The organism is Moritella sp. 28 (assembly GCF_018219435.1).
Classification (GTDB): Bacteria; Pseudomonadota; Gammaproteobacteria; order Enterobacterales; family Moritellaceae; genus Moritella.
Window position 1 is genome coordinate 3,520,649 of the sequence record NZ_CP056121.1, and the last position, 17,082, is coordinate 3,537,730.

Here is a 17,082-nt window from a genome sequence, read left to right on the forward strand (position 1 = left end):
CCAAAATGTTTATACTTGCTGGTATGGTGGGATAATTACGTAACAATATTAATTAATCTCCAACAATAGACGCGGGTAAAGCGTATGCCCCTTTAGAGACAACTTCCTTCGCATAATCAAACCCAATACGGAATCTAAATACACCAACACCAGCGATTGTACCCCGAGATAGTTTAGATAACGCATTACCGGTTTTTTCTTTTAAACTCGTTATTTTATTACTTTCAACAATGCTTGTACCCGATATTCCCTCATCAGGAATATGTGGATTAGTTGTTGTATCAGCGTGGACCTGTCCTCTTCCTGTATTAGCATATTTGTATTCCAATGATATTGGTAAGGTAATATTACCATCAGCCTCCACAATCATTGTAGGCTTATGGTCTAAAGCCTGAAAAGCAGTTTCCACACCTTCAAGCACATCAGACGCAGCATGGCACATAACCACGGGATCGCTATCTGATATAACCCCAGCAATGAATCCCCCAGCACAGCCAATGACAGAGGATGCAATATCTGCAGATAGCCACCCCGCAAAGTCTTTTTTATCTTTAGTTGCAATTTCAACAAGATAACTACCAGAAAGCGGGGTTGATTTTAATGACAGTTCAGGCTTATGAATCCTACTTGGTGTTCCTTTAGTAATTTCCGTCCCCATCTTAAAAAAATCAAGTTTAACTTCAGCGGCGACAGTGAATTTTTTTGCATAAATATTATAATCGTTCATATACTTCCAATCCGTCCCCTTCACTGAAGTTAACTGAAAAGGAAGTTTACCACTATGCTTACGCACCATGCGTGGCGAAAGGTCCGCCCCCGCTTTTGCTAACTTGGTATTTTTAACTTTCGGTAATTTAGCAATAGAGTATTTAATCGCATCGCGAAATGCCACCGAAACCCACATTGTTGGCATATTACAATCGGTCTCTGCATCCGTTTTACAATAGCCATTCGCTGATTTTTTCCATGGGTCACCTTTCATTGCCCCTTTCGGAGCTGAGATGACAACCTCAATATCAAATTCATCACTGACCCCCGGTAAGTCTTCGCTAGCAACGTCAAGCCCTAATCGCATCAGCCAAGAAAATTTACCGAAACCTGCGATATGATCATTAATAGTATAATAACTTGGCCACCCTTCCAGCGTCGCGACACTACCATCTGAAAAGTGTAATGTTTCCATATCAACGTCTGTATGTTTAGGTAATTCATTTAACAAATTAGCGAAAGGAATAGTATGAAGTGACTCGTCCAATAAGACAGCATCTCTAAAGCGAGCCCCCACATCACCTGTCGATTGACATTTGTTTACTGCAATATCAAATATTTTACAACGCCAATAGTTGCCCATATGACCAAGTTCTTCAAAATAAAACTTATAGAAATCAGCACTCCCCCTTGTAACAAAATCACTATTAAGTACGATAAATGCATGCTCATTATTATAAATGGTACCTGCTGGACGTTGACCCATTGTGCGAGAATCTCCCCAATAAGGTGTTCTTTGTTCAATATAAGCGGGGTCCGAGAAAAACTTATACAACTCATTATTAATCTTTGCTGACGTCCAGTCTGCATACTTGGCGTTTAATTTAATAACATCGGTATAGTTTTTACCAAAAGAGTGCGCGAACAAAGATGACAGTCGATTTTCAAATTTACTGCCACCACTCGCATATTCAATGTCAATAAGAGAGCTCGGATTATAACTAAGCGGATCTGAGATATATTGTTTAAAGTTAGCATTTTCAGGCGTTAGATTATTCTGCACATTAATTTCTTCAACACTTGATCCTTGCCAGAAATCATAATTAATAGGATCAAGCTGTGAACGTAAATCGATAATGTTTTCATAGTTCACTTTAATAAAATTTTCTTGCCCTGGATTATCTCGCCACATTCCAGCCTGACGAATGGCTTCAATCGCGTCAGAACCAAAATCATTAATCACATCAGAAACGATATCTTGCAAAGCTTCACCAATACTATGATCGTCATTTAAATCGGACAATACATCAGTTAAAAACGTCATCACACTAGGGTTTAGTTCAGTGTCTCCCGTCTCTATCTCGACAACACCTTCAACAGCCTCACCAACTGGTCCAGCCAAGCCTAATAGCATACGCCTTAAATTAGTACCTGATGGATTATCTGCATAATCAACAATATGCTGTACTTCTCGGCCAACTAAAGGCATGTCTTCCAGTGAATTCAGAAGAATATTTCCAGGCTTAGTATCAGCCATATATTTATCAACAGCATCCAAGTATGCCTTATGTGCATCCTCTGCTTTCTGATGGTATGCCTCTTTAAGCAACTTTAGATCGGCTAATGCACTACTTTCTTCCTTTAATAAAGCTGAAAAATGGGTTGCATCTGCAGTCGCCCAATCCGTATGTAATTTGTGATAATCCATAGCACGGCCTATGTCAACTTGTACGCTCACTTCATTAAGCTTAGCGTCTCGCTCATTCTTAAGGTTTTCCCATACATTATATGCATCATTATATTGCCCAGTAAGTATCCCACATGCTATTAAAGCTGGAATATTCCACCATCCAGTAGCACATACCAAATCCCGTGTTTTTTTTAATTCATTCTTTTTATTCTCTAGCGCTAATATGCGGTTAGGGTAATCATTATCTATATCTACCTTTAACAGGTCATGGTCCAACATCTGACTGAATAAGCGATCCATATGTGTTTCTTTGGTATCAATCATGGACTGTAATGTTCGCTTTGTTTCTGCATGTTCTGTATTGAGTAATTCTTTACACCAATTACCTTCAGTGCCATCATTAAAATTAATCTGATCTTGACTCGTACAGACTAATGGCTTTGCTATTTGTATAATTTCGGGATAATCATTAATGTTAGTTCCTTCTTCAAGCCAAGTTTGACCTAGGTATACCCAACTCCGTATCTCATTAGACCTTATTGTTTTCATCTGGCTGTTGGGGATATGTACATTAACTGAATATGTCGATGTAACATCAATGACGATACTTTTCCCTTGAGAACTCTTAGGCAAAGAGATATTTCCCGTCCATGCTCCATCCCTCATATGTAATGTAACTTCATCAACATCTTCAAAATAGGTAGCCAATTTAGCTGCATTATTTTCCAAACTACGTAGCGTTACATTATCATCAATCTTTTTGTACTTTGAGTAATCAGGTAAGCTGACACACTGTTTACCGTCAATCGAATAACATTGTAAATCCCCCTTAATATTTTTTGAGTACCATAATGATTGACCTAAACTGGTTGCATCTATCCATTTAGTTTCCTTATTGATAGCAATTTTACAAGGAGAGTCGAGAACATCATAACCTGTCACACCAAAGGTATTTTCATAATTAACAACCCGCTCTCTAGGGGTGAAACTGTTACTTGAACCGCATTCAAGGATAGTGAGTTCTTGGTAATCAATATCTTTTACCGATACATCTATCGTCAAAAGGTCATCATAGGTAAGTAATCCGATCTCCCCAGTCTCCTCCATGACGCTATAAAGAAAGCTTTTACCTGTTACATACGAGGTTGCTTTTTTTATATCTAGATATTCAAAATTTGTTTCTGGTGTAAAAAAAGATGACGATGTGGCAGGATACGAACAAAAAAGAACAGCAGGTAATACTAATAAATGTTTTAAATTCATCATAACTCCATGTAAAGTTAAATCATAAGCTTCCGTATTGAATACGGTACAAACCTACAACCTAAGTGTTACACGAGTGCTACATGAAAACACCTTTACACAACCTTTTCATTACTTTACCGTACTGTTTTTATTGATTCTCGTAATATGTTAGCCACATAACCCTTCAATAAATAACTTATTAAAAACGCACAAATATTCTAGATTAAAGTCTCATATTATATTTAACTAAGTAAAGTGTGTATTTGTGTTTACAAGGAAGTATTAAATGGCTGAGCTAGCATCTAAGGATTGGCTTGAATTGAGTAAAGATGATGAGACTGGGATTGAAACAATCAGAGCGCATTTTAACGGTCATGCATATGATCCGCATTGGCATGACAGTTATTTAGTCGGTATCACTGAACAGGGAGTTCAACAGTTTAACTGCAGACGTAATACCCACACATCTTTATCTGGTGGTAGCTTTCTGCTTGAACCAGGGGAAATACACGATGGCAAAGCACCTGAGTATGGTGGCTTTACTTATCGAATGCTCTACATCCCACAAGATTGGATAAAGGACAAGTTTTTGACCCTGTTTGATAATATACCAAGTAGTTTTGAGCTTAACTTTGATACCACGCTATCGAATAACAAAGCACTGTCAGCCAGTATTTCATCTGCATTTTTATCGTTACACCATCAAGACCCGAAGATAGTGAAAGATGCGTGCTTAGACCAGATGTTAGAAAAGCTAACCATCAATTTAGACTGGAGAAAAAAACAGTCTAAATCTGTTGAAGTTGATGTTATTGCGCTTAAAACACAAGATTTCTTACATGCCAATATTTATACCGATATAGGCTTAGATGCCTTGTCTCGTGCGGTTGATGCAGATCGGTTTAGAATAAACCGAGCATTTAAAGCTGCCTTTGGCCTTTCCCCTCATGCTTATTTGATTCAGCTTCGTTTGGTAAAAGCGCGCCAATTACTCTCTCAGGGCTATCAGCCTATCGATGTTGCTAGCGAGCTATGCTTTGCCGATCAAAGCCATCTAGGTCGTTGGTTTCGCCGAGTCTATAAATTAACACCTGCAAATTATCAGCAGCTCTGCACAAATCATCCAGACTATCGCTGACAATACCGAGATACTCATTACATCGTCAATTTAATGGTATCTTGTTATGACTACTTTATATTTAAACTTTTTGTTATTTGCTGTTGTTATCTCTATCACTCCAGGTCCAACAAACCTTATCGCGTTAACCCTTGGCCATCGATACGGCATTAATTCTGCTTTCGCTTTTATCATTAGTGCTGCAAGTGCTGCGTCGTTAATTCTCTTATTTACTACGCAAGGTATCGCCAACATACTTATTACCTACCCCCTACTACAACAAATAATGGCATGGATAGGCTGTATATGGTTAATCTGGTTATCTTGGAAACTGTATTGGACACCCGCTATAGCAACAGCAGATGAAAGCGATGCCTTTACGAGGCCGAGTTGGATTCAAGGTGCAGGCTTGCAATTCATTAACCCTAAAACATGGTTTATGGCCATGACCGTCAGCAGCTTATTCAATAGTACTGACTCTCACAGCTTCAACCACAATCTAACCTTAACAATAATATTCTTCTTCGTTGCTTGCAATACGCTTGTTTTCTGGACATTACTCGGACAATTAACAAGAAAAATATTAAGCAGCACAAAGCAAAACGATATCATCAACAAAATACTTGCGGTCTTACTTTTGCTATCTGTGCTGTCGGCTATGTTTACACTGTGATAAATAACCTATGCGCTTAAGCTTGAAAGCGTCGAGTAAACTGGAGCGCGATTCAAAATGGCTTAAAGATACACTTTCCAGAGCAGGACTAACCCACTGTTACGACCATGTATTTAGTACTTTTATAGTACGTAACACCGTTGCGTTGTTGTTATAATTGGAGACTGTAAGACACTTACAAGCTGTATATCTTCAAACGACAAAAAGGACATTTAGAAATGGAACATACTGTACTTCCTTACAACCTGCCGAAGTCCCCAAAAGAGCAACTTAGGTATTTAGCTAAAATAATTAATATCCCTTACTCATTTGTGGCCAGTGGTGGACAGCAAGAAGTTGAAGCTATGACTGCAACTATTATGTACCGACATTTAAACCGAATTCAGCAAATGGAAGCGTGGAAATTAATACGAGGCCTTGATAGTCGCCCGCTAACTGGAAAGCTTGTTGATAAGGTTTTAGATACAAAAACCAACCCTCAATGGGGGATGTGGTCAATGACGAATGAAGAATTATTAGCTGATAAAAAAATTCACGAAATAATTAATACATATGCAAGTGGGTTAGGTGTAACAGCATCAGCAGCAGGTACTAAAAGTGTACTACAAGAAGTTTGGAAAAATAAAAAATTATCCAAGGGAGGTTGGGTTACTCTAATCATTTGGGGAGCAGTGATATTTAATAGCTCTGAACTTAGTAAGGTCAATACTGAGTTAACAAACCGAACAACATTGAACACCTCTTCTTTATATTAATCATGAATAGACTCTTTGCAATCGTAATTTACCTAATAAATGTAATTGGTGGGATATGGCTATTTAATTCTGCTACTCCAGAACACAAAATATATCTTTTCTATGCTGTGTTTATATTTGCTAACGTTCAAGCTTTTTATTTAAATTTTAAAATAATCAAACTTCAGGATAAATTGGATGGAAAATCTTAAATATATTGCACTGATCTTATTAATCTTTTGTGAAAGCGCACTCGCGAATAGTAAATTAGAGTGTAAAGTAGATCAATTCCACGTACCGAACGTAGAAATTACGGTGGCTAATGCTCCGGATATCAAGAAAACAAGCGCATCATTTATGGATGATGATAATAATTATTGGCATTTGGCTGCGTATGAATTACACAAAAAAGAAAATTTGTATCTCCTAAAGGGGATGAATAATTTAACTGACTCTAAAGCCATTATAACAATAGCACTCCGTAATTATATAAATCGGCTTGAAGATAAAATGTTTTACACTACGCATCTTAGAGAGTCTTTTCCAGTATCTATTTCAACACTTTCTGGTAGTGGGTATATAATAGATGCCACTTTTGATGATTCGACTGTGAATGAAACATTTGCTTTTTGGATGATCGTAAAAGACGACAAAATATTTTTTGGTGACCTTCATATTACTACCGATATGGTGGAACCTTCTATACAGGTAGCTCAAGAAAGATTAACTGATTTCATTAAAACCTGTGAGATTGTAGCGGATTATACGTGATATCAATTATGCACGTATATTTCAGTTTTTTACGATAGTGATATTTATCCGAAAGGTTAGACTAAATATGAACCTAACGCAGTCATCTCCATTAATGCGTTAGGTAAGTAACCCTCACACCTTAAATAATTTTTAAAAACGAGATAAATCGAGTGTAATCGGATCGCCTAACCATTGCACATATTCGGTGTGGTCGAGCAAGTCATCGCCTGTTACTGCATGTAACAATACTGATACCCCTTGCCTATGTTCAATACACCAAGGTACAAATACATCAAAATCGTCTGCAGTGAAAGAGGCTTGAAAACTCCACTGTGGATGCGGTCCTACTGGTTTGGTATTGAAATTACCGACATATAAACCCAATTCTTCATTGATGCTTGTTCGTAATGCTTGTGCGTGTACTCGTGATGATTCATCAAAATAAAAATGTGCATGATAATTGTCATGACCATTAACGGGCATATCCATAAACACCTCATAAAATAGAGCTATAACATTGGCTTATAAAAAAAGATTCAACATAACACAATTACTGTATTGCTGAATACGACCTTTACTTTCTTCACATTCGACATAAATAACGCAACAAAACACAGCACATCAACTCACCAAATAACGTTTATTTACAGTACCTTACACTCTATCACTGCTTTACATTATTTACCTTTAATTTACTGGTCATCGATGTTTATCTTAGTATAAGATAGCGAATACGAACAATTATCATTTGGATCTCCATTAATATGAAACGAACTGTTGTAGCTACTTTATTTGGTTTATTATTCTCTGCTAATGCTTTATCTGAAACGATCACAGTCTCTCATCAACTCGGTAAAACAACATTAGACACTAAACCTGAACGTGTTGTCGTGATAGGCACGGGTACACTAGACGCCCTAGACTATTTTGGTATTAAGCCGGTTGCATTGAGTAAAGCGACAACGATGCCAGATTATTTATTGAAATATAAAGCGAAAGAGTTCGCGTCGTCAGGTAGCTTAAACGAACCTGATTTTGAAACTATCTACATGCAAAAACCAGACGTAATTATTATTGGTTCTCGCGCTGCCGAATCTTACAAAGAACTATCCAAAATTGCCCCTACAGTGATGTTTGCACCTGAATCAAACGGCTATTGGCAAAGCACCCAGAAACAATGGCGTATGCTCGCAGACATCTTTGAAATCCAACCTAAAGTAGAAGCAAAGATCGCCAGTGTTGACTCTCAGATCTCCGAAATTGCCAACTACAACAAAGCCAACCACGTTAAAGCATTAACGGTAATGAGTGCAGGCGGTAATATCACTACGTTTGGTGCACAGTCTCGTTTCTCTGCTATTTACCGTGATTTTGGTTTCCAAGAAGCCGTGCCGAACATTAAAGAGTCTCGTCATGGCGATTTGATCTCGTATGAGTTCATCAGCAACGTCAATCCAGCTAACCTGTTCATTATCGACAAAGACAAACTGATTAATAAAGACAAAAGCCGTACCCGTGAAGAATTTGCTAATCCCTTAGTTAAATCAACCACGGCTTATAAAAATAACAACCTAAATTACCTTGATATTAACGCCTGGTACATAGCCCTTTCAGGTGTCACTGCAACCGATAAAATGATCCAAGATATGCAGAAATCACGCGCACTGTAATTGAGGTTTACCTTGAAAAAGTTACTCTTTGTGCTGGTATTACTCAGCATTGCATCGGTATTTATTGGCGTGGCAGACTTATCGTTAGCGGCCATTTTAGCAGGCGATACTGATGCCATTGAATTATTGTTAATCAGTCGCCTCCCCCGCTTACTCGCTATCTTACTCTCGGGGGCAGGGCTGAGTATTGCCGGGCTTATCATGCAGCAAATCAGTCAGAACCGATTTGCGTCACCATCGACATCTGGAACCATTGAATGTGCCATGCTCGGCTATGTATTAAGTTTAGTCTTTCTCGGCCACGGTGACAGCTTACTGCTTATTTTTGGCATGGCGATCGCCGGTACATTGCTGTTTATTCAGTTTATCCATCGCATTCAATTTAAGAATGCCATCTATGTGCCATTAATCGGTATCATATTTGGTAATGTGGTGTCTTCTGCTGCTACCTTTATCGCCTATAAATATGATGCAGTGCAAAACCTGTCAGCCTGGACGGTGGCTAACTTTGCCAGCATCCTGCAGGGTAATTATGAACTGCTTTATATCGCCCTACCTATCTCCATTATTAGCTATTGGTATGCAACCCGTTTATCTGCGGTTGGCATGGGTAAAGACTTCGCCACCAATATTGGTTTGAATTACAAACACGTACTCTTCATCGGTATTCTACTTGTGTCTGTGATGTCAGCCTCGGTGGTCATGATTGTCGGTCAACTGCCTTTCTTAGGTCTGATCGTCCCGAATTTAGTGGCGCAATTCTACGGTGATAATTTACGTAAAAATATTCCACTGACGGCTATTATCGGCGCGATTTTAATTTTACTTTGTGATGTGATAGGTCGCGTGATCATCTTCCCTTACGAGATCCCAATTTCGATGATCATCAGCATGCTTGGTGGCGTAGTATTTATCTTCTTTATTGTAAAGGGGAAGCAAAATGTCTGATTCAATGAAGCTAGCCGGACTGGCTGTTATCACCCTTGTCTTTACCTTTTTATTCATCGGTGTTGGTTTAGATGCCTCGAATTATGAATACTTTTTATCACGACGCGTGCCGAAAGTATTCGCCATGATCATCGCCAGTATTGCCATCGCTCAGTCATCACTGGTGTTTCAAACCATTACCCATAATCGTATTTTGACCCCAAGTATTATGGGTTTTGATGCCTTATATTTACTCACCCAAGTTCTGGTTGTGGTTATCTTTGGTGGTTTTAGTGTATTGCTATTAAACCCCTTTGTTAACTTTGCCTTATCAGTCGCAATCATGGTGGGGTTTTCGTTATTACTGTTTGGCTTTTATTTTCGCAACAATAATGGCGAGGGCAACGTCATCACGTTATTGCTGCTCGGGGTTATCTTCGGCCAGCTGTTTAGCAATGTTTCATCATTTTTCATGATGTTGGTTGATCCCAATGACTTCTTAACGATTCAATCAAGCATGTTTGCAAGTTTTAACAATGTGAACCAAGAACTGGTTTATTTATGTGTTGTGCCATTGTTTGCGGTCAGTGCTTTGCTATTCAAATTAGCCCCTGTGTTAGATGTATTTTGGCTAGACAATGACAATGCAATTAGCTTAGGCGTTGATACTCGTCGAGTCACCAAGCAAGTGTTAATACTGGTGGCAATCATGATCTCGTTATCCACCGCCTTAGTCGGTCCCGTGATGTTCTTTGGCTTGCTCGTGGCAAATTTAACTAAAGAATTCTTCCATACCTACCGCCATCATACGCTGCTTATTGCCAGCAGTTTAATGGCGATGTCGATATTGTTATCGGGACAATGGATTGTCGAAAACGTCTTTAGCTTTTCAACCACGCTCAGTGTGGTGATCAATTTCGTTGGTGGTGTGTACTTTTTATCATTGCTTATTCGACAAAAAATTTAATAAAGTAAGTAGGACACATAAAACGTGATTTCATTAACTCATTTATCTAAAGCCTTTGGCCAACACAAAGTTGTCGATCAAGCTTCCGCCTCTTTCATTAAAGGTGAAGTCACGGCAATCATTGGCCCGAACGGCGCGGGGAAAAGTACCGTATTGTCGATGGCAAGTCGCTTATTAAATAAAGACAGTGGTAGTGTCATTATCGACAATCAAGACATATTAGATTGGGATACTAAAGCACTGGCGAAAAAGCTCGCAGTATTACGCCAGTCTAACAATCTCAATATGCGCTTTACAGTCCGAGAACTAGTGGCTTTTGGGCGCTACCCTTATAGTCAGGGCAAGCTAACAAGTAACGACAATGACGTGATTGATAAAGCGATTGGCTATTTAGATTTAACACTAATCGAAAACAAGTACCTTGATCAGCTCAGTGGTGGTCAACGTCAACTCGCCTTTATCGCGATGGTCGTGGCTCAAGATACCGATTATGTATTTTTGGATGAACCATTGAACAATCTCGACATCAAACATTCATTACAGATCATGAAAAACATCAAAACCTTGGCTCATGAATTAGGTAAAGCAGTTGTTATTGTGATCCATGATATCAACTTCGCATCTTGTTATTCAGACAATATCGTGGCACTTAAGCAAGGCAAAGTTGTCGCGAACGGGTCAGTCGCAGAGATCATTAACCAAAAAACATTGTCAGCGATTTACGACACTGATTTTGATATTCACGAAATCAACGGTAAGCGTATTTGTATGTACTACGGGCAATAACCGAATTATTAAGGATATAAAAATGAGTAAAAAACCAAGCACCAGAGTATTAACCGTAATAGACAGCCAGCAATTAACATCTAACATGCAGCGCATTAGCTTTCAGGCTGACGACCTGTCTGACTTCCCCTCTGATGCAGCAGGTGGCTACATTAAGCTACTTTTTACCGAGCAAGGTAACACTGACATTTCACAACTAGCGACAGATGAACGTCCAAAAATGCGCACTTATACCATCCGTCATTTACGTCAAGCCCTCAATCAATTAGATGTTGATTTTGTGCATCATGAACACTTAAACATGAGTGATAATAACAGTGCCAATAATAACAAGGATTGTAACAGCAGCATTGGTGGCTTTGCCGCAGCGTGGTCACAGTCTGTGAATATCGGTGATATGATCTCAATAGCTGGACCAGGGATGATTAAACCAGTCAATGTTGATACCGATTGGTACTTCTTAGTCGCAGACATGACAGGTCTCCCAGCCTTGTCTGCACAACTCACTAAGCTACCAACAACAGCCAGTGGTTATGCGGTTATCGAAATTAACCATCAAGATGACAAGCAAACCTTAGTCAAACCCGAGGGTATCAACGTTATTTGGGTTGTCGCCAATAAAGCTAAGACAAACTTACTGGCTCAAGTGAAAGCGTTAACGTGGCAGCAAGGTGAGGTGTCGGTTTGGTGCGCTTGTGAGTTTTCAGATATGCGTGCGCTACGTGTGTACTTTAGAAATGACAAATCCGTCGATAAAGATAATATTTATATCAGTAGTTATTGGAAAACAGGTTGCACTGAAGATGGCCATAAAATTGCCAAACGTGATGACAACGAGGCTGAAGACTCTTTAGCTAAAGAACGTGTACAGTCATAGTCCGGTTTCTCCATACTATCTTTGCCTAAATATCGCTGAAAATTCCCCTTTCAGTTATTTTCGAGTAAACTAGCCTGGTTTGTATATTTCTAACACGGGCTAAATTATTTTGCATACTCTATCTCAGCTAAAATCTGGTGAATTAACAGGTATTAAGCGTTTATCATTATCAGAAAACCTGACTATTTTCCCACTTGAGATCTTGTCATTGGCTGACAGCTTAGAGATTCTCGATTTATCAAATAACCAGCTAACGAGCTTACCAGCAGAGATTATCCAATTAACCAAGTTGAAGATCTTGTTTGCATCAAACAATCAATTTGTAACGCTACCTGAAGTACTTGGCCAATGCCCGAACTTAGAAATGGTCGGCTTTAAATCAAACCAAATTAACCAAGTACCAGAAGCCTCTCTACCAACAAAATTACGTTGGTTGATCTTAACGGATAACCGAATTGAAGTATTACCAGATTCATTAGGCGAACGTCCACGCTTACAAAAGTTAGCGCTTGCTGGTAACTGTTTGACAGAATTACCTCAGACTATGTCTCAGTGTCATAACCTTGAACTGGTACGTATTTCAGCGAACCGCCTAACAGCATGTCCCGAACAGTTGTTTGGCCTGCCGAAGCTAGCTTGGTTTGCGTTCTCGGGCAACCCGTTTAGCCAGTCTGATGTATCGATTGATAACGTGCCGCAATTAGCATCATCAAGCTACACATTACAAAACGTACTGGGACAAGGCGCATCTGGCGTGATCTCAAAAGCCATTTGGAATGAACAACAAACGCAATTCCCTGATGAAATTGCAGTTAAAGTGTTCAAAGGTGAAGTCACCAGTGACGGTTACCCTGAAGATGAGTTACAAGCTTGTTTGAAAGTAGGTAACCATCCTAGCCTAGTGCAATCGCTTGCACAGGTAAAAGAAGACGGTTACTTAGCCCTGATCATGAACTTGATTCCTGCGCACTATGCAAACTTAGGTCTACCACCATGCTTTAACAGCTGTACACGTGATACCTTCCCAACAGACTTTAGCTTGTCTATTGTGCAAATTAGCAAGATAGTCGCACAGATGGAAGACGTGTTTACCCATTTACACGACAACCAAGTTTGTCACGGCGATCTGTACGCCCACAATACACTGTTTGATGTGGATGCTAATATCATCTTTGGTGATTTTGGTGCCGCGACTATGTATCACATGCTAACAGACACACAACAAGCGCAAGTGAAACAAATTGAACACCGTGCACTACTGCATTTTGTTGATGATTTATTAAGTGTTTGTATTCAAGAAGACCAAGAAAGTGACGAGTTTAAACGCCTTAAGCAGCGCACTAATTAAAGATTATTATGCCCGTTTCCAGCATCAAGATAACAAATTGGCTGATGTTAAACGGGCTATCATGATAATAACGATTATTTATAGCTTAAACTTAGCGTTCTTATAACGCGCCATTGCCGCCACGTCTTTATCTACAATTGTTTGCCCTATTGGTGCAAGTGAGATAACCGCTAATTTCAAATGCTGTAGGGCAAATGGAATACCAATAATAGTAACGAAGCATGCGGCCGCAGACATTACATGGCCGATTGCCAGCCAAACACCCGCAAAGATGAACCACAACGCATTACCGATAAAACCAAATCTACCGGTACCGATATCTTCAGCGCGCGTTAATTCATCGCGGAATATGGCTTCTTTACCAAATGGAAAAAATGAGAAACCCGCGATAACAAAGCAAGAGCGCCCCCAAGGGATGCCAACAATACTGATAAACGCTAATAGACCAAATAAAACCCATGCAAGTCCCATGACAGCGCCACCAAACAGAAACCAGATTATGTTACCAATTGTTCTCATGTTATCGCCCTACATCCGCTTAATCTAAATTAATCACAGTACATCAAGCATTGGACTACAAAAAAACATTTAAATTCAAGATTTATGACCTAACCTAGATAATTTCAGCTTTCATTATATAATTAAGGCCTGAAATACCACCAAGGTATAAGGCTCCAGTAACTTATAAACCCGATTTTTGATAGCAACTTACCGCACCTAAATTCTTATATTTAGTTAAGATAACGATTAATTAGATTCAATTTGCGTCTTCATAACAGGCTTTTCACGCGTCAACCACCAGCAAATTAACGAGGCGATTGTCACCATTACCACCCCCTCCCAGAATTTAGTCGTCAACTCTATATCTAATATCATTGCAGAAAAGAAGGTCGATAAAATTGGCGTGAAATAAGAGATCGTAGCTAAAAATACCATGTTGCCGCCGATAATACCGATATTCCACAGCGCATAACCACTGCCCATCACGATACCCGCAAGTAACAAGTCAAACGTAGCTTCAGTCGTAAATACCATGGTAGGTTCATTGCTTATCAAATATTTAATCCAAAGTGCAATCGCAGTACCAATGAAGAACCAAGTAATACCATTCATACCATTGGCGAGCGTCTTCGTTATGTTGCAATACAACGCCCAAATGAACGCACCAAAGAACGCCATTGAATAACTCGCGGGATTGGTCGCTATATTACTGCTTAATTGACTAATCGAAATACCATCATCACCACCCACGGTCCATGCTACACCGAAAAATGACAGGGCAATAGCAGGGTAAAGTAGCTTGTTAACGGGTTTATCGCTGATAAATACCGCGAGCAAGACCGTTAACGAGGGCCACAAGTAGTTAATTACGCCCATTTCTACCGCTTGGGTGCGGTTATTTGCCATTCCTAATGCCAAAGATAAGCAAATTTCATAACTAACAAACAGTCCACCGCCAATGAGTAAATAGCGAGGAGGAAAGCTTTTAAGCTTAGGAGCGCCTAAAACAATCAGCAAAAATACAGAGCTGACAGTGTAAATCATCGCAGCACCGCCAATGGGCCCTAACTGCTCGGCAACATTACGGATTAGCCCAACAATAGTGCTCCAAAGTAAAATAGCGAGACAACCAGCAAGGGTGAACTTATGGGAATTAATCAAGTGAATACCTTTAAAATATTTCAGTCGTGGATAGTACAGTCAAACAATGACGAGCATGCACTTATTATTTGAATCTAAGCTACTTGTCTTGGTACAGGGGTAATAAAATATCGGGTGGAATTTAAGCTTGGCTTGAATAGCAGGGATATTCCTCGCATCACGAAAGATGCGAGAAACATAATTTATTATTAGCTACGGCTAGTAACTTCTAATAAATGATAACCGAATTGTGTTTTCACTGGACCTTGAACTGTATTTACAGGCGCTGAAAATACAACTTTATCGAACTCAGGAACCATCATACCAGGACCAAACTGACCTAAATCACCGCCGTTAGCGCTTGAAGGACAGTTTGAATTTTGCTTTGCAACATCAGCAAAATCAGCACCAGCTTCAATTTGAGCCTTTAGTTCATTACACTTTGCTTCGTCGTCTACTAAAATGTGTCGTGCAGTTGCTAGAGCCATGTTTTTTTCCTTTGTTTTACTAGGGGGATAAATTAAAATCAGTGTAAGACAAAAAAATAAAAAAGGCGAGAAATGGTTAATAGCATCCTCTACTATTTAACTAAATCACGGTCATAACTTAACCTTTTAGCTGCATCTAGAGTAAGCATTTGCATGAAGGCTTTGGTCTCATAATCGTTACCGACGGGAGCACCGCCTGCACCACCACCGCTACCAAAAACATTCGTCGGCACTTGGCGTTTAGCATAAGCCTGAGCCCATAACTGTTGGATTTTGATTTCTGCGTCTAACTTTTGCGCTAACGCATTATCAGCCTGTAAAATCACTTCTTTTTGATATGCCTCTGCGTCAGCCAGTGTGCGCTGAGTTTTAGCTTCGATAATAGCTTTTTCGAAATTAATTTGTGCTGTTTCACGGTGAATTTCCGCTTCTGCTTTTAACTTCTCAGCACTCGTAATAGCCAGTTGTTTATCCGTTTCAGCTTCTGTGGTTTTTTGGATTTGGTCCACTTTTGATTGCGCTTGTCTTTCAGCTACTTCACGCTCACCACGTGCGATAACCAGTAAGCGCTGCTCTTCTTCTTGCACACGTTGTTCGCGTGCAATTGCTCTATCAGCCGATGCTTTTTGTTTCAATTGCATTCGCTCGATAAATTTCTGGTTTGGATTCATATCAGTAATTAATGCGGATACTACCGTGATACCAAAATCGGTAAATCGTTGGGTTTTACGCTGTGGTAAGCCATCAGAATCAAGTACCTTACGAACCACAAATATCGTTTTTGTATCTTCACCATACTCTTCCTGCTCACTACCTAATGCAGCGTTCGCAGACGCAGACGCTGTTTTCATCGATCTAACAACCACTTCTTCACGTTTTACTAAATAAATACCATTATTCATTTGATGTTCGAATTCAGAATTAAACTCAGTACGTCCACCAGCATAGTATTCTTCGGCAGTCATTAATGAGGCATTAGCTTGTAATGTTTCCTTAAAAGCAGGCAGTAAGGCAGTTCGTAGTAAGTTTTCAGGAGAACGATACTCATGGGCTAACTTAAGGAACCCTTCTTCATCAGAAGGTATAGAAAATCGCACAGTGGCTTCCGCTTTGGCATCCACTTGATCTAAAAACATGATACTCATTGGCGGTAAACTTGCAGACGCTGAATCTTGGTCTTTTTCAGCCGTAATGGCATGTTTAATTGCCCCCGAAGCCGCCTGAACTGTCATCGCACGTTTCCAAGCATTATAGCGGCCAAATGGATAAAATTTATAACCAATTTCAGTCACTACAGCTTCGTTACCCGTTACCGTTCGTACATGATAGATGTATCCCGGTTCGGCATAAAAAAATGATTGTGAAACGACATATAGCATGATTGATAAAATCACCCCACCCAGTGTACCTTTAGCTATTTTTGACCTTATTTCTGCATCCATTGCGAAGTATCCTTTG

At 39.6% G+C, this 17,082-nt stretch carries 16 protein-coding genes; 10 read left to right on the forward strand and 6 right to left on the reverse strand.

Going from position 1 to position 17,082, the window contains the following annotated elements:
* Nucleotides 1-52: 52 nt before the first annotated feature.
* Nucleotides 53-3,664 (reverse strand): hypothetical protein, encoded by a 3,612-nt coding sequence (locus HWV02_RS15515; RefSeq protein WP_211688604.1) that lies wholly within the window; start codon nucleotides 3,662-3,664, stop codon nucleotides 53-55.
* 265 nt (nucleotides 3,665-3,929) lie between these two features.
* Here HWV02_RS15515 and HWV02_RS15520 point away from each other — a divergent pair, with 265 nt between their 5' ends.
* The 4 genes from HWV02_RS15520 (at nucleotide 3,930) to HWV02_RS15535 (ending at nucleotide 6,938) form a co-directional block, all read left to right on the forward strand.
* Complete coding sequence (locus tag HWV02_RS15520) at nucleotides 3,930-4,781, forward strand: AraC family transcriptional regulator (RefSeq protein WP_211676669.1); 852 nt, start codon at nucleotides 3,930-3,932, stop codon at nucleotides 4,779-4,781.
* A 46-nt stretch (nucleotides 4,782-4,827) separates the two neighbouring features.
* On the forward strand, nucleotides 4,828-5,433 hold the full coding sequence (locus tag HWV02_RS15525) for a LysE family translocator (protein ID WP_211688605.1): 606 nt from the start codon (nucleotides 4,828-4,830) through the stop codon (nucleotides 5,431-5,433).
* Nucleotides 5,434-5,651: 218 nt separating this feature from the next.
* A complete protein-coding gene (locus tag HWV02_RS15530; protein WP_067044657.1) occupies nucleotides 5,652-6,188 on the forward strand; it encodes a hypothetical protein in 537 nt (178 codons plus the stop codon).
* A 177-nt stretch (nucleotides 6,189-6,365) separates the two neighbouring features.
* Entirely contained in the window at nucleotides 6,366-6,938 is a 573-nt protein-coding gene (locus HWV02_RS15535; RefSeq protein WP_211676671.1) for a hypothetical protein, read from the forward strand.
* Nucleotides 6,939-7,070: 132 nt separating this feature from the next.
* Here HWV02_RS15535 and HWV02_RS15540 read toward each other — a convergent pair whose 3' ends face one another.
* Entirely contained in the window at nucleotides 7,071-7,409 is a 339-nt protein-coding gene (locus tag HWV02_RS15540) for a DOPA 4,5-dioxygenase family protein (protein ID WP_211676672.1), read from the reverse strand.
* 275 nt (nucleotides 7,410-7,684) lie between these two features.
* Between HWV02_RS15540 and HWV02_RS15545 the strand changes: the two genes are divergently transcribed.
* The 6 genes from HWV02_RS15545 to HWV02_RS15570 all read left to right on the forward strand — a co-directional run bounded on the left by HWV02_RS15545 (nucleotide 7,685) and on the right by HWV02_RS15570 (nucleotide 13,495).
* Entirely contained in the window at nucleotides 7,685-8,590 is a 906-nt protein-coding gene (locus HWV02_RS15545; RefSeq protein ID WP_211676673.1) for a siderophore ABC transporter substrate-binding protein, read from the forward strand.
* Between the two features lie 12 nt (nucleotides 8,591-8,602).
* A complete protein-coding gene (vctD, locus tag HWV02_RS15550; RefSeq protein WP_211676674.1) occupies nucleotides 8,603-9,538 on the forward strand; it encodes an ABC transporter permease in 936 nt (311 codons plus the stop codon).
* Entirely contained in the window at nucleotides 9,531-10,484 is a 954-nt protein-coding gene (locus tag HWV02_RS15555; RefSeq protein WP_211676675.1) for an iron chelate uptake ABC transporter family permease subunit, read from the forward strand. The genes vctD and HWV02_RS15555 overlap by 8 nt, the downstream gene beginning before the upstream one ends.
* A gap of 24 nt (nucleotides 10,485-10,508) precedes the next feature.
* Nucleotides 10,509-11,270, forward strand: a complete 762-nt coding sequence (locus HWV02_RS15560) for an ABC transporter ATP-binding protein (protein WP_211688607.1) — start codon at nucleotides 10,509-10,511, stop codon at nucleotides 11,268-11,270.
* Between the two features lie 22 nt (nucleotides 11,271-11,292).
* On the forward strand, nucleotides 11,293-12,147 hold the full coding sequence (locus HWV02_RS15565; RefSeq protein WP_211676677.1) for a siderophore-interacting protein: 855 nt from the start codon (nucleotides 11,293-11,295) through the stop codon (nucleotides 12,145-12,147).
* A gap of 109 nt (nucleotides 12,148-12,256) precedes the next feature.
* A complete protein-coding gene (locus HWV02_RS15570) occupies nucleotides 12,257-13,495 on the forward strand; it encodes a leucine-rich repeat-containing protein kinase family protein (RefSeq protein ID WP_211688609.1) in 1,239 nt (412 codons plus the stop codon).
* A gap of 78 nt (nucleotides 13,496-13,573) precedes the next feature.
* Here HWV02_RS15570 and HWV02_RS15575 read toward each other — a convergent pair whose 3' ends face one another.
* The 4 genes from HWV02_RS15575 to HWV02_RS15590 all read right to left on the reverse strand — a co-directional run bounded on the left by HWV02_RS15575 (nucleotide 13,574) and on the right by HWV02_RS15590 (nucleotide 17,066).
* On the reverse strand, nucleotides 13,574-14,014 hold the full coding sequence (locus tag HWV02_RS15575) for a YccF domain-containing protein (RefSeq protein WP_211676679.1): 441 nt from the start codon (nucleotides 14,012-14,014) through the stop codon (nucleotides 13,574-13,576).
* A 228-nt stretch (nucleotides 14,015-14,242) separates the two neighbouring features.
* A complete protein-coding gene (gene yddG / locus HWV02_RS15580) occupies nucleotides 14,243-15,157 on the reverse strand; it encodes an aromatic amino acid DMT transporter YddG (protein ID WP_211688614.1) in 915 nt (304 codons plus the stop codon).
* 188 nt (nucleotides 15,158-15,345) lie between these two features.
* Nucleotides 15,346-15,624, reverse strand: coding sequence for a peptidylprolyl isomerase (locus HWV02_RS15585; protein ID WP_211672334.1), 279 nt, complete (start codon nucleotides 15,622-15,624; stop codon nucleotides 15,346-15,348).
* Nucleotides 15,625-15,716: 92 nt separating this feature from the next.
* Nucleotides 15,717-17,066 (reverse strand): SPFH domain-containing protein, encoded by a 1,350-nt coding sequence (locus HWV02_RS15590; RefSeq protein WP_211676681.1) that lies wholly within the window; start codon nucleotides 17,064-17,066, stop codon nucleotides 15,717-15,719.
* Between the last annotated feature and the right edge of the window lie 16 nt (nucleotides 17,067-17,082).